This window comes from Acinetobacter sp. NRRL B-65365, from assembly GCF_001605865.1.
Classification (GTDB): domain Bacteria; phylum Pseudomonadota; class Gammaproteobacteria; order Pseudomonadales; family Moraxellaceae; genus Acinetobacter; species Acinetobacter vivianii.
In genome coordinates this window covers 1-24,204 of the sequence record NZ_LRPD01000025.1, presented here as the reverse complement: position 1 = coordinate 24,204, position 24,204 = coordinate 1, and the positions used below count along the sequence as shown (strand labels likewise).

Genomic DNA, 24,204 nt, shown 5'->3' with positions numbered 1-24,204 from the left:
CAAGTGACACAATACACGGCCCAATCCCTTGAAGTTCTTTCTGGTTTAGATCCAGTGCGTCGTCGACCAGGCATGTATACCGATACCTCGCGTCCAAACCATTTGGCGCAAGAGGTGATTGATAATGCAGTCGATGAAGCACTTGCAGGCCATGCCAACCAGATTTGTGTGACCGTATATGAAGATGGTTCGTTGTCAGTTGAAGATAATGGACGCGGGATGCCGGTCGATATTCACCCTGAATATGGGCAAAGCGGTATCGAAATTATTCTGACCAAGTTACATGCTGGTGGTAAATTCAGTACCGACAACTATCAGTTCTCAGGTGGTTTGCATGGGGTCGGGATTTCGGTGGTCAATGCCTTATCGACCCGTGTTGAAGTTGCTGTCCAACGTCAAGGCAATCTCTATCAAATGGCCTTTGAACAAGGCGAGCCAGTTGCACCATTAGCCGTCTTGGAAGGCAAGGTGGCAAAGCGTGCGACAGGGACAACCGTTCGTTTCTGGCCTGAAACGAAATATTTTGATAGTCCTAAATTTGCGCTGAAAGCTCTCAAACATAATTTAAAAGCCAAAGCTGTGTTAGCAGCAGGTTTGAAAATTATTTATGACGATAAAATCAATAAAGAAAAAATTGAATGGCAGTTTGAAAATGGTCTGGTCGACTATTTAATGGATGAACTGCAAGATCGCGAAATTTTACCTGATCCTGCTTTTGTGAGTAGTGGGCAAGCGGATCGTGCAGCGTGTGAATTTGCGATTTGCTGGAACGTGGAAGGTGGCGAACAGATTCAGGAAAGTTATGTCAACCTGATTCCAACCGCACAAGGCGGAACGCATGTGAATGGCTTGCGTTCAGGTGTAACTGAAGCACTGCGTGAATTCTGTGAATTACGCAATTTATTGCCACGTAATATGAAATTGTCTGCGGAAGATGTCTGGGATGGCGTGAATTTCATTTTATCGTTGAAATTTCAGGAACCACAATTCTCAGGACAAACCAAAGAACGTCTATCCAGCCGTGAAGCATCAAATATTGTGCTGAACATTGCCAAAGATGCATTTGCTTTATGGTTAAACCAGCATGCCGAGATTGCGACGCAACTGGCTGAAATGGCGATTGCCAAAGCGGGGCGTCGTCTCAAAGCGGCGAAAAAAGTAGAACGTAAGAAGATTGTCGCAGGCCCAGCCTTACCAGGAAAATTAGCCGATTGTGTTGGTTTAACCCGTGAAGACAGTGAACTGTTTATTGTGGAAGGGGACTCTGCGGGCGGCAGCGCCAAGCAGGCACGTGACAAGAATTTCCAAGCGATTATGCCGATTCGTGGAAAAATCCTGAATACGTGGGAAGTGTCTTCAGATGAAGTCTTGGCTTCGCAAGAAGTACATGACATTGCCATTGCGATTGGTGTTGATCCGGGCAGTGATGATTTGTCTGAATTGCGCTATGGCAAAATCTGTATCCTTGCCGATGCGGACTCGGATGGTCTGCATATTGCGACTTTATTGTGCGCATTGTTCGTAAAACATTTCCCGACACTGGTTGAGGAAGGTCATCTATTTGTCGCGATGCCACCGCTGTATCGTATTGATATTGGAAAAGATGTGTATTACGCCTTGGACGATGACGAACTTGAATCGATTTTGAAGAAAGTGAAGGGCAATAAAAACCCACAAATTACCCGATTCAAAGGTTTGGGTGAGATGAATGCCAGTCAGTTACGTGAAACGACCATGGACCCAAATACCCGTCGTTTGGTGCAACTGGATCTGGATGATGCGCATTTAACGGCTGGATTGCTGGATAAATTACTTGCGAAAAAGCGTTCAGCTGACCGTAAACACTGGTTAGAGCAAAAAGGTAATTTAGCCGATATTAGCGTCTAAGTTCCCGAAAAAATCTATAGATTAAAGCCAAGCCAAGCCAATGCTTGGCTTTTTCTTTGTTTAAAGTATGGGGATTTGGGTTGAACAAATTTGCATCATTTTAGGTCAGGAGGTGTTTTTTGTATGCAATGTTGTATACAAGATCAAAAAAATCATCAGTGAAATTTATTAAAACAGAATAAAAACATATGCTTGCCGTGTTGGCATAAAAATTGAATAACCCCACCTAGTAGAAATCACAATATTCAAGGTGTGGAGAATAAAGATGCAGAATAAATTAATGTCGATGTCTGTACTGATGGCAGCCATGATGGGGATTGGTCTGGTTGGATGTTCAAAACCAGCCGAAAAAACAGAACAAACAAAAACGGAAGCTAAAACAGCGCCAGCAACAAGTGGCGACACCATTAAAGTCGGCATTCTGCATTCGCTTTCAGGCACGATGGCGATTTCTGAAACTTCGCTGAAAGATACCGCACTGATGACCATTAATGAAATTAATGCCAATGGCGGGGTATTGGGTAAAAAATTAGAACCTGTGATTGTCGATCCAGCCTCAGATTGGCCACTGTTTGCAGAAAAAGCGCGTCAGCTGATTACCCAAGATAAAGTCGCGGTTATTTTTGGTTGCTGGACATCAGTTTCGCGTAAATCTGTGCTCCCTGTGGTCGAAGAACTGAATGGTTTGTTGTTCTATCCAGTGCAATATGAAGGCCAAGAACAATCGAAAAATATCTTCTATACCGGTGCTGCACCCAACCAACAAGCGATCCCTGCGGTTGAATATTTAATGGGAGATGAAGGTGGTAAAGCTGAGCGCTTTGTATTGCTTGGCACCGATTATGTGTATCCACGCACCACCAATAAAATTCTGCGTGCCTTCTTGAAGTCCAAAGGCGTCGCTGATGCTGACATCATGGAAGAATATACGCCATTTGGTCACAGCAATTATCAAACCATTGTATCCAATATTAAAAAATTCTCTGCTGGTAAAAAAACTGCGGTGATCTCGACCATCAATGGTGATTCTAACGTGCCGTTCTATCGTGAACTGGGCAATCAAGGCATCAAGGCCTCCGATATTCCAGTCATGGCCTTTTCGGTAGGAGAGGAAGAGTTGCGTGGCATCGACACCAAACCATTGGTGGGGCATTTAGCCGCGTGGAACTATTTCATGTCGGTGAAGAATCCTAAAAACACTGAGTTTGTGAATAAATTCAAACAATATGCGGTCGAATACAAACTGCCAAATGCTGACAAAGTGGTGACCAATGATCCAATGGAAGCGACTTATGTGGGCATCAATATGTGGAAGCAGGCGGTTGAAAAAGCAGGTACGACTGAGGTCGACAAAGTCCGTGATGCGATGGCAGGTCAAACCTTTGCTGCACCATCTGGCTACACGCTCAAAATGGATGAAAGCAATCACCATTTGCATAAGCCTGTGATGATTGGGCAAATTCGTGGTGATGGCCAATTTGATGTGGTCTACAAAACACCGCAAACCATCAAGGCGGAGCCTTGGAGTCCGTATATCCCTAAATAATTATCTTAAGGCCTGTTGTCTTGGCAGCAGGTTTTTTCATTCTGTTTTTGTTTGATCTATTTAAACCGTAAAAATAAGGGGAGTTCTATGGCGAAGCATTATGTTTTGGCACTGCTCTGCATCATGGCGCAGCTGATATTTACTCCAGCATGGGCAGAGGCCACATCCACAGCAACCGTGACGTCTACAGCTTCTCAAGATGCCATTCAAACTTTCGTAAAAGCTGATTTTGCCACACGTCGTGCCATGCTCAATCAATGGCCTGCCAGTATTGAACAATTGGATCAATTGGTGGCGTATATCGATGACAATGAGCTGTATACCGATAGTGCGGGCAATACCTATTTGCTGAAAAATGATGACAAATTATTCAGCTACCCTGCACAGCAAGCACTGGAGCAATGGCCTGCGGATTTATCCCAAGTGACTTTGGTCAATACTTTACGTAAGGCACTGAATTTTGGGCAAGCCAAAGCTAAACTCAGCTCCAATGATGCATCACAGCGATTAGCCGCGGTTGATATTTTAGAAAATAATCTGGCTGAGCTAGATCTGGCGACCGTGAAACAACTCTATGTCAATGAAAAAAATGATCAGGTCAAAGCCCGTTTAGCGCAACTTAAGGCACGTCTGGATTTTAATAGTTCTGATGAGTTTACAAAGCTTGAAGCCGTGAAAATATTGGCAGATTCAAATCGTCCAGATGTATTCGCGCTTATCACCCAGACTTTAGAACAACCGCAACAGAATCCAACTTTAAAGGCAGCTTTGCTGGATGCACAAAATAAAATTAAAACCCGTTTACAAATCAGTGAATGGTCGGGGCATGTATTTTCAGGTTTAAGTACCGCCAGTATTTTATTGCTTGCTGCACTGGGACTCGCAATCACCTATGGCCTGCTCGGTGTGATTAACATGGCGCATGGCGAGCTCATCATGATTGGCGCTTATACCACTTACGTGATCCAGAGCTTTTTTAAAACCCATTTTGCTGGACTGGTGGATTGGTATCTCATCGCTGCGATTCCTGCGGCTTTTCTGGTCAGTGCCTTGATTGGTATGTTGATTGAGCGCACCGTTATTCGTCCGTTGTATGGCCGTCAATTGGAAACCTTACTTGCCACTTTTGGGGTGAGTCTGATTCTGATGCAATTGGTACGTATGGTTTTTGGTGCACAGAATGTCGAAGTCTCAAATGTGAGCTGGTTGAGTGGCGGGATTGCGGTTACGCCAAGCCTGATGCTGCCATATAACCGTATTGCCATCATTGCGTTTACCGTTGCGGTGTTATTACTGCTGGTGTTCTTACTGAATAAAACTCGCTTTGGTCTATTCGTTCGTGCGGTCACACAGAATCGTCAAATGGCACGTGCTGTTGGCATTCGATCTGCACGGATTGACATGATGGCGTTTGGCCTCGGTTCTGGCTTGGCAGGGCTAGCAGGCTGTGCCTTGGCACAAGTCGGTAATGTCGGGCCTGATCTCGGTCAAAACTACATTATTGATGCCTTCCTTGTTGTTGTGGTCGGTGGTGTCGGTCAAGTGTGGGGTGCCGTACTTGCAGCACTCGGACTAGGTATCAGTGGAACGGTGCTGGAAATTGGTTTAGGTGCGGTTTTAGCAAAAATTATTCTCTTGGTTCTTGTGATTTTGTTTATCCAAAAGCGTCCACAAGGTTTGTTTGCCATCAAAGGCCGTTTTGTGGAGTAAGCCAATGAAAATCACTTCTGTGTTCGCAGATAAACCGTATAGCACTGTCGCAATTGCCTGTTGTTTTGCAGTGTTGCTGTTGTTGCCGTGGTTACATTTGCTGTCTCCAGACTCTGCATTTTACCTGTCTGCTTATTGGATTACTTTAATAGGCAAGATCATGTGTTTGGCTTTGGTCGCCTTGGCGCTGGATCTGGTGTGGGGCTATGCAGGGATTCTGAGTTTAGGTCATGGTTTGTATTTTGCCTTGGGTGGTTATGCCTTTGGGATGTATTTGATGCGTCAATCTGCAGGTGATGGGCTGCCTGATTTTATGCGCTTCCTGAGCTGGACTGAATTGCCGTGGTATTGGGTCGGGACGGAGCATTTTGCTTGGGCTTTGGCCTTGGTGGTGCTAATCCCAGGTTTGATCGCATTTATTTTTGGATTTTTTGCCTTTCGCTCCAAAATCAAAGGTGTGTATTTTTCCATCATTACCCAAGCCATGACTTTTGCCGCAGCGTTATTGTTCTTCCGCAATGAAACAGGCTTTGGGGGCAATAATGGCTTTACTGGTTTCAAGACCATTTTCGGTTTTGACATTACCTCTGCATCAATGCGTGCCACGCTGTGTTTTGTCACTGCACTGGTGTTGATGCTGTGTTTTATTGGCTTACGACAACTGATGAATCGTCCTTATGGTCGAGTATTGGGAGCCATTCGCGACAGTGAAAATCGCTTGCAATATCTGGGTTATCGCACGCTGTGGTACAAGCTGTCGGCATGGGTCTTGTCTGCGGTGATTGCGGGTATTGCTGGCGCGCTGTATGTGCCGCAGGCAGGCATCATTAATCCGAGTGAAATGAATCCCGTCAATTCGATTGAAATGGCAGTGTGGGTCGCTGCGGGTGGACGTGGCACTTTGATCGGGCCAATTCTTGGAGCAGGTCTAATTAATGCCGTGAAAACTTATTTCACTGTGGCTGCACCAGAAGCATGGTTATTGATCTTGGGAGCACTTTTCATTGTGGTGACTTTATTCCTGCCGAAAGGTGTGATTGGCATATTTGACCGTTTTAAAAAGGAGCGTGACTAAATGAGTGATGTATTAATTGACGCTGCTCAACATGGTGGTCAACTCGGTGAAGGGTATGGACGTGCCAAACCACAAGGGGCTGACTTTAGTCATGGCATTGCCTTATATCTGGAAAAAGTCAGCGTTTGGTTTGATTCATTTCGGGCTTTGAATGATCTGTCTCTCTATATTGCTGAGGGTGAGCTACGTTGTATTATCGGGCCGAATGGCGCAGGAAAAACCACCTTGATGGATGTGATTACAGGTAAAACCCGTCCAACTACTGGAACGGCATTTTTTGGACAAAACTATGATTTAGCCAAAATGAGTACCGAGCAAATTGCCGAAGCAGGCATCGGTCGCAAATTTCAAAAACCAACAGTATTTGAAAATTTTAGCGTGATGGAAAATCTGCTACTGGCTGCACCAAGCGATAAACGAGTGAAAAAAAGCTTATTTTCTCGTTTAGATCCAGAAGCGCAGTTGGCTTTGGATGAAACATTGGAACAAATTCGTTTAAAAGAATTTGTACAGAAGCCAGCAGGTTTGCTGTCGCATGGACAAAAGCAGTGGCTGGAAATCGGCATGCTATTGATGCAACGACCGAAACTGATTTTGCTGGATGAGCCTGTTGCTGGCATGACCGATGCTGAAACCGAGCGAACTGCTGAACTCTGCCTTGAACTGAAAAAAAATCACACTCTTGTGGTGGTCGAACATGACATGAGTTTTATTGACACCATCAGTGAAAAAGTCACGGTATTGGCCCAAGGTGCGATCTTGGCAGAAGGCACATTGGCGGAAGTTCAGGCCAATGAAGATGTGATTGAAAAATATTTAGGGCGTTAGGAGAGACACATGCTGGAAGTGAAACAAATTAATCAGTTTTATGGTGGCAGTCATATTCTGCGTGATGTGTCTTTTAATGCGCCTGTCGGTGAATGTAGTGTGGTATTGGGCCGTAATGGAGTGGGAAAAACCACCTTGCTGAAGTGCTTGATGGGCATTCTACCGATTAAATCAGGGAAAATCCTGCTCGATGGCAAAGATATTGCCAAAATGTCCCCTGAACAACGGGTACGTGCCGGTTTGGCCTATGTGCCGCAAGGTCGTGATATCTTTTCGACTTTAACGGTAGAAGAAAATATTTTAATTGGCATGGCTAAATTCTCAGGGGCTAAGACGCGTAAGGTGCCAAGCCATTTATATGAGATTTTCCCTGTACTGGATGAAATGAAACATCGCCGTGGTGGTGATTTATCCGGTGGCCAGCAACAGCAGCTTGCCATAGCCCGAGCGTTGGCTTCTGAACCACGCGTATTGATTCTAGATGAGCCGACTGAAGGGATTCAGCCATCGATTATTAAAGATATTGGTCGGGTGATTCGTAAACTGGCTGATCAGGGCGAGATGGCGATTATTTTGGTGGAGCAGTTTTATGACTTTGCCGAAGAGTTGGCAGATGCTTATACGGTGATGGCGCGTGGGCAGGTGATTGCGCAAGGGCGGGGTGAGGAGATGCCAGAGAAGGGGATTCGGGAGTTGGTGGCGATTTAGTATTAATCTCTACATATCACTATTTAGAAAAGTAGATATTAAAAAAATGATTATCTTTACGGAGTCATACCAAGTAGTTTTCTAATTTCTAAATAAGCCTTCGGCTGGAGTTACTTTGGTTTTGCCCAAAGTAACCAAAGGCATTGTCATTCACAAAACCTGTTCAATTCTTGGATTTTTTCTATTGTTTCGCAGAAACAATATCTTTCAAAGATCATGCAGGTTGTGAATGACGTTTCCGAGTCTCATACTTTTTCTTAAATTTTTTGTTGAGTTTTGGTGTAAAGATCACTCATTTGTTTTCCACTTTATAGAACGTTCCGCCTGCATAGACATTGTGTCCAAAGCCGCATGAGGACTCACCATTTTTTTGTTCAACTTCAATTTTTTGACCAAGTTTTGCATCATTGGCAAATTGAAGCTTAATCACACAGTCTTCATTGCGATAGTTAGCCTGTTTTGACTTGATTGGCATGCTGGTTTCAAATTGTCCCATATTGGGGCCATAGATCAGACCGCGCAGCCCAAAGTAATAGCCATCAAAAGCAATCGCATATTTATTCTGTTTTTTGCTGACATTGATGTAGTCCCATTGCCCAAAGCCATTGGCGCGAACATAAGTCCCTTGTAAATCAGAAGTTACTTTGGGCTTCGGGAGTTGTTTTAAGTTGTATTGGCTGGTTTTAGAGTCTTTATCACGTAAAAACCAGACTCTGGCCCATTGTGGCTTACCGAGTTTGGCATAACTTAACCCCACATTATTATTGGCGATTTCAAGGTCACGATCACTGACCTGAATCCCGCTTTCTTCGGCATTGGCCTGACAGAAATGTGCCCATGCGGCTTGGTCTTCGAATTGCTTGGCTGCTTTGAGATATTGTTTTTGATCGTAAAAATTTTTACCAGCTTGCGCATATTGTTTCACTTTGGCGCAGCCCTGTTGCAATTCTTGCTCGAAGGAAAGTTCTGCAAAGCTGGCACTTGAAGCAAGTACGATTGTGAGGCATAGACCGAGTTGGGATGTTTTAATCATTGTGGCTATTTTTGAAATAAAGTATATCTTTCATTTTAAATCAAAAATTGCCGTTAGAAACGTATTACAAAAGTGATGTTTTATTAGGCTTCTGTGAGTTGCAGTTGCATCCAGACAAGATCACGCCATTGCCCAAACTTTTGTCCCACGTGTGGCATATAGCCTGTTTGAATGAAGCCCAGTTGTTCATGCAATACGATAGAGCCTTTGTTTTCACTATCAATGGCAGCGACCATAATATGCATGTTTTGCTGTTTGGCGAGATGAATGAGTTGTTGCATAAGGGCTTTGCCAAGACCTTGGCGTGCATAGTTTGGATCAATAAAAACAGAATGCTCGATACTTTGACGGTAACCACTGATAGTACGAAACGCTGCGTAATAGGCATAACCAGCAACTTGATGGGTATTCAGGTCTTCCACCACGATCATTGGAAAGTGTTGCTGTTGCATGCTCTGAAAGCGTTGCTGATATTCCGTCAAAGAAACGGCCTCATCATTCCAGTTGGCTGTTCCATTGAGAATTTCAGCATTGTAAATCGCAAGAATCGCGCCTAGATCATCGACTGTCGCAAAGCGAATCTGGAAATGGGGGGAGAGCGTATAAGGTGCAAGTGGAAGATTTACGGGCATGGGCACAGGTCATCAAATCAGGCAAAAACTAGAGATGAATATTGAATACAGTGATCATTCATCTCAAATTTATATTCGGTGATACACACAAAAACAGCAAGGAATTCCTTGCTGTTTTTTTCACATCTTTAAAAAGCTTAGAAGTGATATTTGATCAAAGCGCTGACGTTGTTTTCGTCACGGTTTTTCATACCGAACTTGTTATTCCAAACTGAATGCTCAACACCTAAATAAAGGCGTGTATCTGGTGAAATGTGTTTACCGACATTCCATTTGTACTGTGTCGTCCAGTTCAGTTCACTTGCGTGATCTTTTTCACCTGTCGACCAGTCAAGGAAACCATCTACAAGGAAATCTTCATTTGATACTTTAAATGGCAATGCATAGGCAATCGTCATTTGATAGTCATCAGAGGTATTTTCGTTGTTGGCACGGTAGAAGTTCACATTTGCATATTGGAAATATGGAACTGCGAGATCAAAACCTACGCCGTATAAGAAGTTGTCAAAACTAGAAAAGTCATCATTGTTGCTTTCCCATGTTGTTGAGATCAACACATCTTTAATTGGACCAAAAGCAAGTTTTTGACCAGAAATCTCACCCAAGCTTAAACGTGGAGAGAGTTCGAAATAGGTAACTTTATGATCTTCGTTGCCACGCATACGATCCATAAAGAAAAACACATCGGCATATTTCACTTTTGCCGCATATTCAACTGTTAAAGTTGTTTGTTTTTCATCAACAACTTCGTAGTTTTCCCCATACAAACCAGTCAGGCTAAAGTCCTGCCAGATTGGCTTTGCCTGAGCGAAAGCTGCTGTAGATACCAATAAACATGTTGCTGCAAGTTGCTTCAATTGCATTTAAAAATCTCCCCCCAAAAAGGCGTGTAAAGCATACAAGGTATTAAGCAAAAATAAAGCCAAATTTGACCAAAGGTACAAAATAATTGTAGAGGTCGGGCCAAAAATAAAGTCGTGTAAAGTTAAAGTAGTTTTTGTTTAAGTTTTAATAAAAATGTCAAAAATCAGCTTGCATATTTCTAACGAAAGACAGATATTGGAACTATAGAAGATCTTCTTACATACTGAAAATCAACAGATGCTAAGCGAGGAGACCACAAGCATTTACATAATCAAAATATACAACTGCACTGAATGATCGCATGCTCAAAGTGTGCTGAATAAGAAAGTTTTGTAGCACCGTCTCACAGAAAAGAGAGGAAGATATTTATGAATATTGAAATCCGTACAGATAAAAACATTCAAGGTAGTGAACGTTTAATTAGTTATGTTCGTGCAGAACTTACACAGGAATTCCAACGTTATAGCGAGCGTATTACGCACTTTTCGGTTCATATTAGTGATGAAAATGGGGATAAAACGGGCGATCACGACAAACGTTGTATGATTGAGGCTCGTCCAGCAGGAATGAAACCTGTTGCAGTGACACATAAAGCGACAAATATTGATAACTCGATTCATGGTGCGATTGATAAATTAAAACGCAGTCTGGAGCATCTATATGAGAAAAAAGATCATCACCGTGGTGGTTTGCCAGAATATGTCGATGCAGATGAAGACGTCAAAGTAGATGACGAAGCGTAAAGATAAACGCATAAAAAAAGCCTCATTTGGGGCTTTTTTTATGCCTGTATCAAATTTCTACATGATTTTTTAGATGGTTTTATAAAATCCTGTCAGGATATTCGGCATAATACATTCATTAAAAAATATTGTGAGAATTGGTCATGTTAAATAAGCAACAGCAGGCCTTGGTGCAAGCCATACAACAACTCGATTTAGACCAAGTGCAATCTTTACTTGCTGAAGGACTCGACCCGAATTTTATTGATCCTGAACAAGGGCCGCCTGTGTCAGTGATTTGTGATGGTTTATTCACATGGTGGGAAGCAATTTGTGAAGCGTATGAAGCAGGCCAGCCATTAAGCGAAGAAGAAAAGCAACAATCGCTTCAAGTTTATCTGGATATTTTAGATGCCCTGATTCAGGCCAAAGCCAATTTGCACTTATGGGATGCTGAAGAATTTTATGGCCCGCTTTGGGATGCAGCAAGTTCGGCTTGTGTACCTGTGGTACAACGTTTACTCGAAGAAAAAGTAGATCCAAATACTCGTGATGAAGAAGGTTTAACCGTTTTATCTTCAATTAGCCAATTATTCTTTGATTGTGAATTTGATGAAATTGACTGGTCAGAATCATTGCCAGAAGAACGTGCGACACTGGAATTGTTACGTCAGCATGGTGCAAAGATGTCAAAAGAGCTAGGCGCATAAGCCCAGCCGATACAAGAGAAAGAGGAACATGATGAAAACTTTTCAAACTTTAAGCGTGATTGCCGTATCGATGATGGCAAGCAGCGCTTTTGCGGCTGATTTTTCTTTTGACCGTCCTGGAGCGGGCATGGGCACAGGTATTACACCTGTTGGAAAATTGGCATGGGAACAAAGCTTACCGAGCATCAGCTACCAAGAAGGTAATGTCGATGGAGTAAAAGATAAAACCCTGACCTTAAATGGCGATATGTTATTGCGTACAGGTCTGGCAGATGGCCTTGAATTGCAATTGGGTTGGCAAGGCCCAGTCTGGCAGCAATACAAGCGTGCTGGCATGAAAAAAGAAAGCAATGGTTTAGGTGATGTCAGCATTGGTTTGAAAAAAGCGATTGATTTAAAAGATGACCGCTTATCAATGGCTTTGTTAGCAGAAGCAATCATTGCGACAGGTAACGATGAGTTCACCAACCATGATGATATCTATAGCTTAACCTCAGCTGTTGCTTATGAGTTCAGCGACCTGATTGGTACTTCTATTACCATGCGTTATGAAGCGCAAAACAGCGATTGGGCAGTTACAGCTGTACCAACCATTGATTATAAGATCGCGGGTAAATTATCTGGTTTCTCTGAATTTATTTACCGTAAAGCAGAAAGTCAGGATTATGAATATGGTCTCGGCACGGGTCTGGTCTATGCCTTGAATAACCGCACACAGCTGGACGCTAGCATTGGGGTGGATCTCAATGGCAATCAGAAAAGCTATAACGGTGGCTTCGGCGTATCGGTTTTATTCTAATAATAATGCTCCTGAATTCTCTTAAATTCACTTCTGCATAAGTGGGAGAGAGATTCGGGAGAAAATAGTGAGATGAGAATGAAAATGTCTGTTCGAGATGGAGAAAGTTTTGCATTGATGCGTTATTTTCTTGGGACGTTATTGTTGTTATGTGGGTCACTGACCTATGCCCAAGAGAATTCATCGGCACCTTTACTCAGTCCTGAACAGGCATTTGCATTTACGGTTGAATCGACGCAAGCGAATCAGGCACGTTTGCATTGGTCGATTCAGCCCAATTACTATTTATATCAGCATAAATTTGAAGTCCAGCAGGGCAATCAGCCTGTTACGTTAAATTTGCCTAAAGCAGTTGAGCAATATGATGAAAACTATGGCCATAGCCAGGTTTATTATCAACAAGCTGAATTCAGTATTCCTACTCAAGCATCACAACACTATCGTGTGACGTGGCAGGGTTGTGCCAAAGACCGAATTTGCTATCCACCCCAAAATATTGAATTTCAGACTGACGCCGATGGTTTGGTGAGTGCTCAAAATGTCAGTTCTAATACCCAAAAAAGCTTTCTGGACGTGGCGCGTTCATCTAGCACATTCAATGCTCAACAACCCACAAGTGATGAAGTACAGGCTGAAGCAGGCGTAGAATCACCCTCACAAGACAATTCAGGTGTAATGGCCCAAGACCAGAAATGGTCGAGTGCACTTGAGCAGCATTCACTGGCTTATAGCATCCTGTTATTCTTAGGTTTAGGGATTTTATTGGCTTTTACGCCGTGTTCATTACCGATGTTACCGATCCTGACCTCGTTGATCGTACGTGACAATAAAGGTGTTAAAGCATGGTCAATTGCACTGACCTTTGTGGTCAGTATGGCGCTGGTCTATGCGGTACTGGGTTTGATTGCTTCCGCAGCAGGTTTGAATTTTCAGCGCTGGTTACAGCAACCCGCCACATTGATTGCATTTAGCTTATTGTTTGTGGTGTTTGCTCTCAATCTGTTTGGCCTGTTCGAACTGAAATTGCCACAGCGTTGGGTCAATCGACTGGATCAGATGCAATCCAATCAAAAAGGCGGCACGCTGGTGGGTGCCAGTGTAATGGGCATGATTTCAGCGTTATTGGTGGGGCCATGCATGACTGCACCACTTGCTGGGGTTTTGCTATTTATTTCGCAAACACAGAGTCAATGGCAAGGTGCATTATTACTCTTTACGCTTGGCTTTGGTATGGGTATACCTTTGCTTTTGGCAAGTGTATTGGGCGCGAAAGCCTTACCGAAAGCTGGCGACTGGATGAATCAGATCAAGGTGATTTTTGCCTTCTTAATGCTGGCCTTAAGTCTTTATTTTATTCGTCCTTTATTGCCAGAATTAGCGATTCAAATCCTGAGTTTAATTCTGGGTCTGGCATTTATTATCTATGCGGTTTATCGTCTGTTTGGGCAGAAATCCAAGCTGCGATGGCTGTATGCGATATTGCTGATTTTGGTCATTCCGGCCTTGGCCTTTAATCAATACCAGCATATTCAAAGTCTCAGCTCGGTTCAGGCAGATAAACTTGCTGAATGGCATGTGGCACAAACTGCGGATGAGTTTCAGCATATTCTCGCCAATGCACCCAAAGATCGCGGTATCGTGATTGACGTCTATGCAGATTGGTGTGTCGCTTGCCAGCCGATTGAGCATCGTATTTTAAAAGATGCCGAAGTCCAGCAGGCGTTATCGGGTTATTATCTGATTAAACTGGATTTAAGCCACTATGATGCATCGCATCAGGCACTTTTAGCGCAGTGGGATATCTTGGGGCCACCGACCTATTTATTCCTCGATCAGCAACAACAAGAAATTCGCTCGCTACGTTTAACTGGTGCGTTCCAGAAAGCCGAGCTATTACAACAACTCGCCTTATTTAAAGGAAAATAATAAATATGTATCAGCTCTTGATTGGCAATAAAAATTATTCGACCTGGTCAATGCGTCCATGGATCTTATTGAAACAGGCTGGTATTCTATTTCAGGAACAGCTGATTCAGTTTGATAGCTTTGAAGCAGATAGCCAGTTTAAAACAGAAATTCTAAAGCTTAATCCAACCGGGAAAGTGCCTGCACTTGTGGATGGTGATCTGGTGGTTTGGGATACGCTGGCTATTTGTGAATATCTGGCAGAACAACATCCTGAACATGCCTTATGGCCGCAAGATAAAACCCTGCGTGCCAGAGCGCGTTGTATCAGTGCCGAGATGCACAGTAGCTTTCAGGGATTACGCAATCTTTGTCCTATGAATGTCGAAGCTGAGCTAACACATATTGGCAAGCAGTTATGGGCAGAGCATACCCAATTACGTGCTGATGTTGCCCGAATTGATCAGATCTGGTCAGAACGTCCAGACGATAACAGTTTTTTGTGTGGCGAATTCAGTATTGCTGATGCATTTTACGCACCTGTGGTGATGCGTTTCGACTGTTATAAATTACCCATCTCGGCTTCTAGCCAAAACTATATGCAGAAAATATTGGCTTTGCCTTCAGTACAACAATGGATTGCTGAAGCCAAGCAAGAACAGACGTTTGTGCTTTTTGATGAGCCTTATCGCCAACATCGGGAAGAATTTTTAAAAGCCTGATTGGGGCTCAAGTGAAGGCAAATCACTGCCTTCACTTTGCTAGTGGGTGATCAGATCGGTAAAGATTTTTACCTGATTGCGTCCCGCTGCTTTTACAGCATACAGGGCCTGATCCGCCTGACTGATAATCAGATGTGGCTCATCGGCACTGAGTGAGCTGCTAATTCCGAAGCTGGCACTAATACTGAATTCTTGCTTATGTTCGGTGATAAAACGCAATTGTGATACGGCTTGCCGGCAGCGCTCGGCAACCTTTTGTGCTTGAGCTGTATTGGTATTGGGCAGCAATAAAATAAACTCCTCCCCACCAAAGCGCCCAATAATATCCTGCTCTCTGAGATGGGTTGCCAGACATTGGGCGACTTGAATCAGTACCTGATCTCCCATGCTATGTCCGAAGTGATCATTAATATTTTTAAAATGATCTAAGTCGAGCAGCACAATTGAATATTGCTGATCAGGCTGCTGATGCAATCTTTCTAAATAACTCCCGATACTGCGCCGGTTCAGGACATTGGTCAGAGGATCGAGACGACTTAAAATCTGGATGGTCATTTCACGGGTACGCCATTGGGTCAGTAAGATTTCAAATAGAAATAAACAGGCCAGCAAAATGGGCACCAGAAAAAACATCATGCTGCCTACCCAAAATGGATGCATGGCGACCTGATTCAGATGTTGCATGTTAAATAATGGCGCGTAGGTGAGTATCCCGACCATGCTCAGGTAATTACAAAAGAACAAGGCCAGCGTGGCAGGAATGAGAGCGCAATACACCATACGGCGGTCGAAAAGCACCAGACCGACACCCACGACACTGACATAGCCCACCATGGTGGCAGGACTAAAGCTGCCGACCAGATAGCTGTTATGGCACAGCATCGCGGTAAAGACCTGCACACTGAGGATCGGGAGGACTTCCTGTGCCCAGTGTTGTTCCCTGAACAGATGGCAGGGAATAACCAACAGGATCAAAACCACCAGCATAATCAGGCTGGTCCATAATTGTGAACGGACCAGCTTGAGATGTACCCATTCTGAATAAACAGGATTCATGAGTACGAAAATGTCCCAACTGATCCAGAACAGATTCATTAATGCAGCAAGTATCAGTAATAAAATGCTTTTTTTAAGCATGGTCCAATTGACGACAATATGATGTTCCCAAGAAAGCCGAAAGCCCCATCTTTTCGCGTCAGTTGACCTATTAAAATGAATCTTCACCATTGGCATGCATCCTTTTATGCAATGAGATTCCTAGGAACTGTATATCCGTCATCAAAATACGGAGGAACGATTATTCAAATAACAATAGCATCTTTAGAATGAGAAAAAGTCTGCATCTGGAGGATTTAGTGCAAATCAGGACGGGAAAAATATTTTGAAAAATAAGCTGTTATCAGAATATTCAATGATTTTTATTTGATGATGACCAAACTGAATGAAGAGTGACAATGGCCAGCCTAAGCTGACCATTTTTTACACATATTTTGATGATGCTTAGTCGCGATCTAAGGCATGTGCGAATTCAGCAATATCTGCCAAGGCTTGTTTAGCCTCAGGGAACCAGGCATTAAACATCTGGAAGTTATGCCACATGCCTGTATAGAGTTTAAAGTTCACCTCTACATCGGCTTTTTCAGCTTTTTCTCTAAAGCGCTTTGAATCATCCAGCAAAATCTCTTTAGAACCGACTTGTACCAAAGTAGGCGGTAAGCCTGTCAGATCATCAAATAGCGGTGAAACGCGGGGATCATCTGTCTGAATACCATCTGTTAAATAATGGTTGATACCAGCCTGCAAAGCTTCAATGGAGAGTAATGCATCATGTTTTTGGTTGAAACGTAACGATTCACTGGTTAAGGTTAAATCCAGATAAGGAGACATCAAAATCAGGCCGCTTGGCATTAGTTCAGGTTGTTGTTTCAGGCGTAAGCACAATGCCAAGGCAAGGTTCGCGCCACAAGAGTCACCTGAGATAATGATATCTTTGGGCTTAATACCTTGAACCAGCAATGCTTGATAGACATCAAAAATCGCATCAATGGCTTCAGGAAAAGGATGTTCGGGTGCGAGTGGGTAATCAACATGAATCACCTGCATTTGCGTACGTGCCGCAATATCGGTCATCAATGCACGATGGGTATTGAGACTACCCAAGAAAAAAGCACCGCCGTGAATATGTAAAATTAATTGTGTTGCCGAAGCTTGAGCTTTAATTTCCTCACCACGGATACCCGCTAAGCGTAATGGTCGAATTTGTACTGTTGGATTTTGTGGAAATATGCGACAGAGTTGATCCAGTAACGGCCGTAAAGCATTGGGCGCCAAATTAAATTGGCTCGGTGTCCGAATCGTCGCTTTAAGTAAAGATTCAGTAAAATAATATTTCCAAACAGTAGCAAATTTCATAATTTTTCCATATTGTTAGATGAGTATACCGATAAGAAAATTCTTGAATATAAGTAGCGCCTAGACATCATGATAAAAACTGAAAAATTGTGCGCTATGTCACTCTTACGCAGGTTATACCAAATAGTCATAATCAAGAATTGCAATATTGATTGAACTTCTCAATACTTTCAGTTTGAAAGACCCCTTAAGGATATTACAAAAATGAAGAAAATTGCTCTAGCATTTGGATTGCTCGGTTTAACAACTTTTGCCAATGCAGCGGATGCGCTGAATGGCAGTGTTTGGCAAACCATCGATGATGAAACAAAACAGCCGAAGGCGATTGTGAAGTTCACTGAGCAAAAGGATGGAACCCTCACCGCGTCTATTCAAAAATATTTAGTAGCAGGTCAGGAAAATGCATGCTCTAAATGTGAAGGAACTTATCACAACAAACCACTTAAAGGCGTGACCATTGTACATGGCCTTAAAAATGTAGGTGGTGTGAATTATGATGGTGGTTCAATTATCGATCCTAAAAATGGCAAAACCTACAAATTAAAAGCTGAAATTATCGAAGGTGGTAAAAAGCTGAAATTACGCGGTTATATTGGCGTTGCAGCTTTAGGTCGTAACCAAACCTGGATTCGTACCAACTAAGCACAAGATAAACATAAAAAAACCGGGCCTGATGACTCGGTTTTTTTGTATCTGCTATTTATTTAGATTTAAGCAGATAGATCTTGATAAGTTGCTTCATCGAAGCCAATCACAAAGCCTTTTGGCGTTTGCAATACAGGACGTTTAATCAGACTTGGTTGAGCAATCAGTGTTTCAATCAGGTTTTGCTCATTGCTGGTTGCATGCGCTTGCTCATCAGCAGTCAATTTACGCCATGTTGTGCCTTTTTTATTCAGGACTTTATCTGCACCAATCTCTTTTAGCCAGATTGCTAGCGTTGCAGCATCAATACCTTGTTTCTTGTAATCATGGAACTCGTAATCAATTCCTTTTGCCTGTAATGCATCAAAGGCTTTTTTCATCGAATTACAATTTTTAATACCATAAATTTTAAACATGTGAAAAAACCATAGAAAGAATGAAAAATATGGATCAAAGCCTAACGTAAAAAGCAGGTGATGTGCCAGTTGAAATTTTTTATTAAGTTAATCGGTAGAGGGTTTTAAGAGGTAATGAAATGATCAAAACGATCATACTTTTTGAGCAAAAGTGCTAACGACAAGATGAAGAGAAAATATCTAATATCTAGAAAAGAGAAAACCCGCATTTAATCTTCCTGATTATGCGGGTCTCATTTCAACGTCCAATGTCTCATCCATGCAAATAAACTTGAATCAAGTTTATTTTATCTTCCTACGGCGTCCTATCCCTTTTTGGTCATCCTGACCGCTTCCCTGTGCCGTGAAGCTATAATGCCGTTCTAGCTGGTAAATAAAAATACACAAAAGCGACAAGTTCTGTAAGCTAAAGAAGCGGGTAAAGTGAACAAGTGTTCACTTATTCGTGTATTTTGTAGTCAATAATGACGGGTGCATGATCGCTAAACCATTGTTCTTTATAGACCCATGCATTCGCAGTACGCGCTTTCCAGTCTGGAGAGCATGAATGATAGTCGATACGCCACCCGACATTTTTCGCACGCGCCTGACCACGATTTGACCACCATGAGTACAACTCTGCTTCTGGTCGCACCTCACGGAAGGTGTCTACATAGCCCAACTCATCATACATATGATCGAGCCAAGCACGTTCATGTGGCAATACGCCAGATGACTTCTGGTTACCTGACCAGTTTTTAATATCGATGCGTTTGTGCACGATATTATAATCCCCACATACGATGATTGATTTATTCTCGTCACGCCATTGTTTTAGTATTTGGGCGTACTCTTGTAAGAACACATCTTTGCGTGCTTGTGCTTCATCACCGCTTGATCCTGATGGCAAGTATAACGAGGCAATATGAACGGTTTGTGACAGGCCTAAATCAAATTCAGCCGAAATAAAACGGCCTTGAGTATCTGCCAGTTCAAAGCCTAAGCCGTTGGTGACGGAGACGAAAGGCAGGCGGCTATAAATTGCTGTGCCCGCATAACCTGCACGCTCAGCTGGGAATAAGTGGGTGTACCATCCTTCAGGTTTAAATTTATCCGTCCATTGCTCATGTGTAATGCGACTTTCTTGCATACACACCACATCTGCACCTGACTGTTCTAACCATTCGAGTAAGCCTTTGGTGACAGAAGCACGCAGGCCATTTACGTTAATTGAAACGACTCGAAGAATTTTTACATCACTTGGATAGCTATCCTTTGGTATCATACGTCTGTTTAACCTCAATTAAAGAATTTGGAGCACCTTATATGACAACGCCTGTGTCATTTCATCCGCAAGCTTTTATCGAACTCGCATTATCACGTGGTGTGCTTAAATTTGGTGAGTTTACCTTAAAATCAGGCCGTGTCAGTCCTTATTTCTTTAACGCGGGTTTACTCAACGATGGTGAAGCACTGTCTTTGCTGGCACAAGGCTATGCCGATAAACTGGTACAGTGTGACAATGTTGGTGTGATTTTTGGTCCAGCATACAAAGGAATTCCTTTTGTGGCTGCTACAGCAGTGGCTTTGTCTCAAGTGCATGGCAAAAGTGTACCGTGGGGCTTTAACCGTAAAGAAGCCAAAGATCATGGTGAAGGCGGTGTGTTGGTTGGTGCATCAGTTGCAGGTCAGAAAGTCTGGATCATTGATGATGTGATCACGGCAGGAACTGCGATTCGTGAAGTGGTGACTATCTTGAAAAATGCAGGTGCTGAAATTGCAGGTGTCTTGGTGGCTCTAGATCGCCAAGAACGTGGTCAAGGTGAACTTTCTGCGATTCAGGAAGTGCAAAAAGAACTCGAAATCCCAGTGCATGCATTAATTACCATGAAAGATTTGATGGATTATCTGGATGCCAAAGGCGAGAAAGAAGCTCTAGCCAATATGCAGGCTTATCGCGAAAAATATGGCATCTAAGTTTTAGATGTAAAAAAGGAAGCTGAGGCTTCCTTTTTTATTATGAAATATTTCACATATGCATGGTCAATCAGAAAAATTGAAAGTTTTGAAAGAAGGTGACTATTTAATCTTACAAAATAGTCTCTTTTATTTAACATAATGAGAGAGTTTACAATTTATTACTCGGTAATCGTATAAGAACAAATCACCTTCAGCTGTAACGCTAAATAAAAACAAAATTACGAAAGCATAAAAAAACCAGAATCTATTTTTATTTTGAAACCTATTGTTAAGTAAAAAACTCAAAAATGTCTGTTTTCGCCATAGAGATGGAAGCAGTTTTATTTATTTCCCAAAAGTTTTTTGGGAATCAATATTTGATGAATTTTGACAGCTATTTCATAGAATACATATAGTGGATGAAAATTATACAGACTGGTGTTTCAGTAAATTATAAGCGCATTTCACTTAAATCATTATTGAACACCTATAAATAATCTAAAAGGAAGAAGTTTGAATGAAAAAAAACAATCCAAGATCTGGCGTTCTATATTCCATTTATATGTTATTGAATCCATTGCCTTTTGGTTTCTTTGTTGCGGGTTGGGTTTTTGATATTTTTTATAATAAAACTGCTGAGGTCTTATGGGCAAAGGCAGCCGCATGGTGTATTACGTTTGGATTGCTATTTTGTATTATTCCACGTTTTATCAATCTATTTTATGTCTGGTTTCGGCCAGTGATAGAGCAAAGGAGGCCAGATGTTGTGGGGTTCTGGCTTTATGGTTTTGCGATTATTGCAGCGACCTTTAATGCCTTTATACATAGCCGTGATGCTTTTGCCATCGTTCCAGCAAATATTATTCTATCAACGCTGACGATCCTTCTTATTGCTCTGCATTATCTATATCAATCCACTCATATACAAAATAAGCTGATTGGAGAATAAATATGAAAATATCAAATACATTTTTCTTTTCAGCTTTAGTTAGCGTTGGATTATTCGGCTGTTCTGGTGGGAAACCGCTTGATCCTCAAACACAATATGGCCCAGACCCACAATTACCTGAAGCCCAGAATTTCCTTGTTCCCCCGATGAAAGTACCGAATGGAGTAGGTTGGAAAGCTCAGCAAACACCTACGGTTGCTGCGGGTTTAAAAATTGAAAAGATCGCAGATCAGCTTGAGCACCCGCGTCAACTATATACCTTGCCAAATGGGGATATTCTCGTTGTTGAATCTAATAGTCCAGGAGAGGCGCCACTGACCTCACCGAAACAGGCGATTGCTGGTATTGTTAAAAAATCATCAGGAAAAGGCGGTAAAGGCGGGAATCGCATCACTTTACTTAGACTGGAAGCAGATGGACATTGGAAGAAATATAAATTCTTGGAAAACTTACATTCTCCTTTTGGTGTGCAATTAATTGGTAATCACCTATATGTGGCAAATACCAATAATATTATGAAATACAACTACGAGGAGAATGCGACCAAGATTACCGACCAAGGTGTTGAATTGTCTGATTTGCCAGATACGGTGAATCATCATTGGACGAAAGCTTTATTGGCGAGTCAAGATGGGCAAAAATTATATGTGGGTGTGGGCTCAAACAGTAATATTACCGAAAATGGATTGGCGATCGAATATCGCCGTGCAACTGTTTTAGAGGTTGATGTTGCCACCGGGGCGAGTCGTATTTTTGCCAGCGGGATTCGAAATCCAACCGGATTGCAATGGGAACCAGAAACTGGAAAGTTATGGACCATTGTCAATGAGCGTGATGAAATTGGCGCTAGCTTGGTGCCTGATTATTTAACCTCGGTGCAGGAAAAAGGGTTTTATGGCTGGCCGTATAGCTATTTCGGTCAGCATGTCGATGAGCGTGTTCAGCCTCAACGACCAGATCTGGTTGCCAAAGCGATTAAACCTGATTATGCATTAAGCTCTCATGTTGCACCTTTAGGCTTATGGTTTGCTTCAAATACCACTCAGCTATCTGAGCGGTTTAAAAATGGCGCATTTGTGAGTAATCATGGCAGTTGGAATAGAGACCCTCTCAATGGCTATAACGTCATCTTTATTCCATTTAAAGATGGAAAACCAAATGGCATGCCTGTCACTGTAGTCAATGGTTTCTATTCCAAAGATGAAAAATCTTTATACGGTGCACCAGTCGGCCTCACAGAAGATAAAACTGGTGCTCTGTTGATTGCGGATGATGTCGGAAATACGATATGGCGCGTTTATTCGCCTTGATGAAACAGTTGTAGTTTCTATTCCGAGACTCAAGTTGTTCTAAGAATTTAGATATTTTTATCCAGCATGGCAGGCATGAGTATTTCTTTGATGCAAGCTGCTTTGTTGGTTGAAATAATAAAATGAATCGCCTGAATCACATCTGATAATGGAATCAGAGAATATTTAGTTTCTTCTAAAATGGCTTGAGTCGATTTGTCGATCTCGTATTCACTGGCAAGGTAGCCTAAGTTCAGTACGCTGACGCCAATTAAGTGTTCACGTAAAATTTTTATAGTTATTTTCGATATTCTATACCGAGACGATCAGAATAGTTTTAGCTTTTTTATATAATTAAGCCAATGATTCAGTTTTTAGAATCATTGGCTTTAGCAAAATTGTTCTAGTTATTCAGTAAATAATATACTCTAGAGCTTTTATAATTTACCATTTCCCATGCTTCAACTCATGCAATGCTGGTGAGAAATTATGGACTTTAGCTTTTTCAAGCCAATATTTAGCTTTAACTTTATCCTTGTCTAATCCATTTAGACCTTTTGAATAGCTAATACCGATATTATACATTGCTGTGACAGAACCATTTTTTGCGGCTTGTATATAAGAAGACAAGGCTTTATTGTAATTTTTATCTACACCAAGACCATTTGCATACAAAACCCCTAAATTGTTTAATGCTTCAGGACTAGATTTGCTAGCCTCTCTGAATAAAGAAAAGCTTTTTTCATAACTTATATCCTTTTCCCCGCCTCTAATATAAATCATTGCTAAATTGTTTTTAGCTAACGCATTCCCTTTTTTTACTTCCATTTCGTACCAATGTAAAGCTAAATCAATATTTTTATATTGACTAAGATCTGTTTCTATTTCCCACCCTTTAATATTTCTATTTACTTCAAATAACTGGCTATTTGTATCTGTTGGGAAGTTAACCTTATTTAAAATTTTTGTTGGTACCTGAGATGTTGAGAACCCCCCAGTGTTATTTAATCCAGGAAAAAAATTAACTACACCTAGAGCACCTATCAATAAGGAAACTAGACCGTATGCTAGAATTTTATTTTTTCTTTCAATAAGGTAGTGTCCAATTTCAAGGTTGTTAGTTTTTTCAGAAATGATTAAATAAAAGCTTAAAATACTTAGGTTAAAGAAAGCTAATGTTAACCATCTAAAGTAATCAAATGCTATGATTGATAAGCCAAGTGGTGATAGACAAAAAATAAAAATATAGAAATATTTTGTACTGCCAAATACCTTCTTGAAAAAACAAATGACAGGGTAAAGGTATAAAATAGCAAGCAATATATAAATATAAGTCTTGTTATTCATCATTGAATAGTAGCTGACAATAATATTTTCAAAATTGCTCAATTGAGTGGTTCTAACTGCATAGTAG

23 protein-coding genes and 1 pseudogene are annotated in these 24,204 nt (G+C 41.9%); 15 read left to right on the top strand and 9 right to left on the bottom strand.

What is annotated here, in order from left to right:
- Window positions 1-3 precede the first annotated feature (3 nt).
- The 6 genes from parE to urtE all read left to right on the top strand — a co-directional run bounded on the left by parE (window position 4) and on the right by urtE (window position 7,754).
- Window positions 4-1,887 (top strand): DNA topoisomerase IV subunit B, encoded by a 1,884-nt coding sequence (gene parE, locus AWW72_RS10680; protein ID WP_047429965.1) that lies wholly within the window; start codon window positions 4-6, stop codon window positions 1,885-1,887.
- A 265-nt stretch (window positions 1,888-2,152) separates the two neighbouring features.
- Window positions 2,153-3,433 carry an urea ABC transporter substrate-binding protein gene (gene urtA / locus AWW72_RS10675; RefSeq protein WP_062847312.1) on the top strand — a complete coding sequence of 427 codons (1,281 nt, stop codon included), beginning with the start codon at window positions 2,153-2,155 and terminating at the stop codon, window positions 3,431-3,433.
- 87 nt (window positions 3,434-3,520) lie between these two features.
- Window positions 3,521-5,143 (top strand): urea ABC transporter permease subunit UrtB, encoded by a 1,623-nt coding sequence (urtB, locus tag AWW72_RS10670; RefSeq protein ID WP_062847311.1) that lies wholly within the window; start codon window positions 3,521-3,523, stop codon window positions 5,141-5,143.
- Between the two features lie 4 nt (window positions 5,144-5,147).
- Entirely contained in the window at window positions 5,148-6,218 is a 1,071-nt protein-coding gene (urtC, locus tag AWW72_RS10665) for an urea ABC transporter permease subunit UrtC (protein ID WP_062847310.1), read from the top strand.
- Window positions 6,219-7,046: an urea ABC transporter ATP-binding protein UrtD gene (gene urtD / locus AWW72_RS10660; RefSeq protein WP_062847309.1), complete on the top strand. Its 828-nt coding sequence runs from the start codon at window positions 6,219-6,221 to the stop codon at window positions 7,044-7,046.
- Between the two features lie 9 nt (window positions 7,047-7,055).
- Complete coding sequence (gene urtE / locus AWW72_RS10655; RefSeq protein ID WP_062847308.1) at window positions 7,056-7,754, top strand: urea ABC transporter ATP-binding subunit UrtE; 699 nt, start codon at window positions 7,056-7,058, stop codon at window positions 7,752-7,754.
- A gap of 292 nt (window positions 7,755-8,046) precedes the next feature.
- Here the strand turns inward: urtE and AWW72_RS10650 are convergent, their stop codons facing one another.
- The 3 genes from AWW72_RS10650 to AWW72_RS10640 form a co-directional block, all read right to left on the bottom strand.
- Window positions 8,047-8,787 (bottom strand): hypothetical protein, encoded by a 741-nt coding sequence (locus AWW72_RS10650; RefSeq protein ID WP_062847307.1) that lies wholly within the window; start codon window positions 8,785-8,787, stop codon window positions 8,047-8,049.
- A gap of 83 nt (window positions 8,788-8,870) precedes the next feature.
- A complete protein-coding gene (locus AWW72_RS10645) occupies window positions 8,871-9,419 on the bottom strand; it encodes a GNAT family N-acetyltransferase (protein ID WP_062847306.1) in 549 nt (182 codons plus the stop codon).
- A 137-nt stretch (window positions 9,420-9,556) separates the two neighbouring features.
- Window positions 9,557-10,282 carry an outer membrane protein OmpK gene (locus tag AWW72_RS10640; protein ID WP_062847305.1) on the bottom strand — a complete coding sequence of 242 codons (726 nt, stop codon included), beginning with the start codon at window positions 10,280-10,282 and terminating at the stop codon, window positions 9,557-9,559.
- Window positions 10,283-10,651: 369 nt separating this feature from the next.
- Between AWW72_RS10640 and AWW72_RS10635 the strand changes: the two genes are divergently transcribed.
- From AWW72_RS10635 to AWW72_RS10615, 5 genes are all read left to right on the top strand, one after another.
- Window positions 10,652-11,026 carry an HPF/RaiA family ribosome-associated protein gene (locus AWW72_RS10635; RefSeq protein ID WP_004776293.1) on the top strand — a complete coding sequence of 125 codons (375 nt, stop codon included), beginning with the start codon at window positions 10,652-10,654 and terminating at the stop codon, window positions 11,024-11,026.
- Between the two features lie 143 nt (window positions 11,027-11,169).
- Entirely contained in the window at window positions 11,170-11,715 is a 546-nt protein-coding gene (locus tag AWW72_RS10630) for an ankyrin repeat domain-containing protein (protein WP_004776291.1), read from the top strand.
- Window positions 11,716-11,746: 31 nt separating this feature from the next.
- Window positions 11,747-12,514 carry a transporter gene (locus AWW72_RS10625; RefSeq protein WP_171254715.1) on the top strand — a complete coding sequence of 256 codons (768 nt, stop codon included), beginning with the start codon at window positions 11,747-11,749 and terminating at the stop codon, window positions 12,512-12,514.
- 78 nt (window positions 12,515-12,592) lie between these two features.
- Window positions 12,593-14,440, top strand: coding sequence for a protein-disulfide reductase DsbD (gene dsbD / locus AWW72_RS10620; protein ID WP_062847303.1), 1,848 nt, complete (start codon window positions 12,593-12,595; stop codon window positions 14,438-14,440).
- A 5-nt stretch (window positions 14,441-14,445) separates the two neighbouring features.
- Window positions 14,446-15,141, top strand: a complete 696-nt coding sequence (locus AWW72_RS10615; RefSeq protein ID WP_062847302.1) for a glutathione S-transferase family protein — start codon at window positions 14,446-14,448, stop codon at window positions 15,139-15,141.
- 39 nt (window positions 15,142-15,180) lie between these two features.
- On the opposite strand, the gene AWW72_RS10610 is transcribed toward AWW72_RS10615, so the two are convergent.
- Together AWW72_RS10610 and AWW72_RS10605 are read right to left on the bottom strand one after the other, a co-directional pair.
- Window positions 15,181-16,368: a GGDEF domain-containing protein gene (locus AWW72_RS10610; protein WP_062847301.1), complete on the bottom strand. Its 1,188-nt coding sequence runs from the start codon at window positions 16,366-16,368 to the stop codon at window positions 15,181-15,183.
- Between the two features lie 273 nt (window positions 16,369-16,641).
- Complete coding sequence (locus AWW72_RS10605) at window positions 16,642-17,553, bottom strand: alpha/beta hydrolase (protein WP_005260193.1); 912 nt, start codon at window positions 17,551-17,553, stop codon at window positions 16,642-16,644.
- 204 nt (window positions 17,554-17,757) lie between these two features.
- Between AWW72_RS10605 and AWW72_RS10600 the strand changes: the two genes are divergently transcribed.
- Window positions 17,758-18,195 carry a DUF2147 domain-containing protein gene (locus AWW72_RS10600; protein WP_004657126.1) on the top strand — a complete coding sequence of 146 codons (438 nt, stop codon included), beginning with the start codon at window positions 17,758-17,760 and terminating at the stop codon, window positions 18,193-18,195.
- A gap of 68 nt (window positions 18,196-18,263) precedes the next feature.
- Here the strand turns inward: AWW72_RS10600 and AWW72_RS10595 are convergent, their stop codons facing one another.
- Together AWW72_RS10595 and AWW72_RS10590 are read right to left on the bottom strand one after the other, a co-directional pair.
- On the bottom strand, window positions 18,264-18,614 hold the full coding sequence (locus AWW72_RS10595) for an arsenate reductase (RefSeq protein ID WP_004776281.1): 351 nt from the start codon (window positions 18,612-18,614) through the stop codon (window positions 18,264-18,266).
- A 439-nt stretch (window positions 18,615-19,053) separates the two neighbouring features.
- On the bottom strand, window positions 19,054-19,878 hold the full coding sequence (locus AWW72_RS10590) for an exodeoxyribonuclease III (protein WP_004776279.1): 825 nt from the start codon (window positions 19,876-19,878) through the stop codon (window positions 19,054-19,056).
- Between the two features lie 41 nt (window positions 19,879-19,919).
- On the opposite strand from AWW72_RS10590, the gene pyrE reads away from it, so the two are divergent.
- From pyrE to AWW72_RS10575, 3 genes are all read left to right on the top strand, one after another.
- Complete coding sequence (pyrE, locus tag AWW72_RS10585) at window positions 19,920-20,570, top strand: orotate phosphoribosyltransferase (protein ID WP_004776276.1); 651 nt, start codon at window positions 19,920-19,922, stop codon at window positions 20,568-20,570.
- A gap of 499 nt (window positions 20,571-21,069) precedes the next feature.
- On the top strand, window positions 21,070-21,501 hold the full coding sequence (locus tag AWW72_RS10580; RefSeq protein ID WP_062847300.1) for a DUF2231 domain-containing protein: 432 nt from the start codon (window positions 21,070-21,072) through the stop codon (window positions 21,499-21,501).
- A 2-nt stretch (window positions 21,502-21,503) separates the two neighbouring features.
- The gene (locus AWW72_RS10575; RefSeq protein ID WP_062847299.1) at window positions 21,504-22,811 is read left to right on the top strand and encodes a PQQ-dependent sugar dehydrogenase; all 1,308 of its coding nucleotides are present in this window, start codon (window positions 21,504-21,506) and stop codon (window positions 22,809-22,811) included.
- Window positions 22,812-22,858: 47 nt separating this feature from the next.
- On the opposite strand, the pseudogene AWW72_RS19650 reads toward AWW72_RS10575, so the two are convergent.
- Window positions 22,859-23,083: pseudogene (locus tag AWW72_RS19650) on the bottom strand (short-chain dehydrogenase); the annotation flags it as partial.
- 151 nt (window positions 23,084-23,234) lie between these two features.
- Window positions 23,235-24,204: tetratricopeptide repeat protein (locus AWW72_RS10570; RefSeq protein ID WP_171254714.1), on the bottom strand; the 970-nt coding region annotated here is incomplete at its 5' end.

Bases quoted from the DNA above. Each gene is read 5' to 3' on its own strand.
- urtA (WP_062847312.1), top strand. From the start codon at position 2,153: ATGCAGAATAAATTAATGTCGATGTCTGTACTGATGGCAGCCATGATG.
- urtB (WP_062847311.1), top strand. From the start codon at position 3,521: ATGGCGAAGCATTATGTTTTGGCACTGCTCTGCATCATGGCGCAGCTG.
- urtC (WP_062847310.1), top strand. From the start codon at position 5,148: ATGAAAATCACTTCTGTGTTCGCAGATAAACCGTATAGCACTGTCGCA.
- urtD (WP_062847309.1), top strand. From the start codon at position 6,219: ATGAGTGATGTATTAATTGACGCTGCTCAACATGGTGGTCAACTCGGT.
- urtE (WP_062847308.1), top strand. From the start codon at position 7,056: ATGCTGGAAGTGAAACAAATTAATCAGTTTTATGGTGGCAGTCATATT.
- AWW72_RS10650 (WP_062847307.1), bottom strand. From the start codon at position 8,787: ATGATTAAAACATCCCAACTCGGTCTATGCCTCACAATCGTACTTGCT.
- AWW72_RS10645 (WP_062847306.1), bottom strand. From the start codon at position 9,419: ATGCCCGTAAATCTTCCACTTGCACCTTATACGCTCTCCCCCCATTTC.
- AWW72_RS10640 (WP_062847305.1), bottom strand. From the start codon at position 10,282: ATGCAATTGAAGCAACTTGCAGCAACATGTTTATTGGTATCTACAGCA.
- AWW72_RS10635 (WP_004776293.1), top strand. From the start codon at position 10,652: ATGAATATTGAAATCCGTACAGATAAAAACATTCAAGGTAGTGAACGT.
- AWW72_RS10630 (WP_004776291.1), top strand. From the start codon at position 11,170: ATGTTAAATAAGCAACAGCAGGCCTTGGTGCAAGCCATACAACAACTC.
- AWW72_RS10625 (WP_171254715.1), top strand. From the start codon at position 11,747: ATGAAAACTTTTCAAACTTTAAGCGTGATTGCCGTATCGATGATGGCA.
- dsbD (WP_062847303.1), top strand. From the start codon at position 12,593: ATGAAAATGTCTGTTCGAGATGGAGAAAGTTTTGCATTGATGCGTTAT.
- AWW72_RS10615 (WP_062847302.1), top strand. From the start codon at position 14,446: ATGTATCAGCTCTTGATTGGCAATAAAAATTATTCGACCTGGTCAATG.
- AWW72_RS10610 (WP_062847301.1), bottom strand. From the start codon at position 16,368: ATGGTGAAGATTCATTTTAATAGGTCAACTGACGCGAAAAGATGGGGC.
- AWW72_RS10605 (WP_005260193.1), bottom strand. From the start codon at position 17,553: ATGAAATTTGCTACTGTTTGGAAATATTATTTTACTGAATCTTTACTT.
- AWW72_RS10600 (WP_004657126.1), top strand. From the start codon at position 17,758: ATGAAGAAAATTGCTCTAGCATTTGGATTGCTCGGTTTAACAACTTTT.
- AWW72_RS10595 (WP_004776281.1), bottom strand. From the start codon at position 18,614: ATGTTTAAAATTTATGGTATTAAAAATTGTAATTCGATGAAAAAAGCC.
- AWW72_RS10590 (WP_004776279.1), bottom strand. From the start codon at position 19,878: ATGATACCAAAGGATAGCTATCCAAGTGATGTAAAAATTCTTCGAGTC.
- pyrE (WP_004776276.1), top strand. From the start codon at position 19,920: ATGACAACGCCTGTGTCATTTCATCCGCAAGCTTTTATCGAACTCGCA.
- AWW72_RS10580 (WP_062847300.1), top strand. From the start codon at position 21,070: ATGAAAAAAAACAATCCAAGATCTGGCGTTCTATATTCCATTTATATG.
- AWW72_RS10575 (WP_062847299.1), top strand. From the start codon at position 21,504: ATGAAAATATCAAATACATTTTTCTTTTCAGCTTTAGTTAGCGTTGGA.